Raw genomic sequence first — 591 nt, 5'->3', positions numbered from 1 at the left:
ATTCGGACAGCGGGGACGGGAACGATCGCCGCACGGGCGCCGGCAGCGGCCGCACGCCACGGGAGTTCCGCCATGACCCAGCCGCCCGCCACGCGCACCACGCGGGAGAAGGCCAGCGCCTGGCGGGAGCAGGAGATGTTCCTGCTCCAGGAGATCATGAAGCAGGTCGGCGCCAGCCTGGAGCCGGACCGCGCGATCCGCGAGATGCTGCACCTCCTTTCCGAGGTGCTCGGGCTGAACCGCGGCCGCGTGGTGCTGCGCGAGCCGGAAGGCGAACACTTCGCCATCGCCTACGCCTACGGCCTAACGCGCCGGGAAATGGCGCGCGGCCGCTACGCGCCGCGCGAGGGCATCACCGGCCGCGTCATCGCCGACGGCCACCTCGTGATCCTGCAGGATATCGACAAGGAGCCGGGTTTCCTCGGCCGCGCCGTCGAGCGCAGCCGGCTGCCGCAGGCGCAGGTCTCGTTCCTGGCGCTGCCGCTGCGCGTGGACCAGCGCATCGTGGGCGCGCTGGCCTGCCACCGCCTGCGCCAGAGCGAGCGCGCGCTGGCCGACGACGTGGCGATCCTGCGCATCATCGCGACGCTG

At 72.8% G+C, this 591-nt stretch carries 1 protein-coding gene; it reads left to right on the top strand.

Features of this window, described 5'->3' with window-relative positions; genetic code table 11:
• Window positions 1-72 precede the first annotated feature (72 nt).
• The coding region (locus M0638_RS28360) for a GAF domain-containing protein (protein WP_248670311.1) at window positions 73-591 on the top strand (519 nt) is incomplete at its 3' end.

It is taken from the genome of Roseomonas acroporae (assembly GCF_023223525.1).
Taxonomy (GTDB): domain Bacteria; phylum Pseudomonadota; class Alphaproteobacteria; order Acetobacterales; family Acetobacteraceae; genus Roseomonas_E; species Roseomonas_E acroporae.
This window is presented reverse-complemented; position numbering and strand designations above follow the sequence as displayed.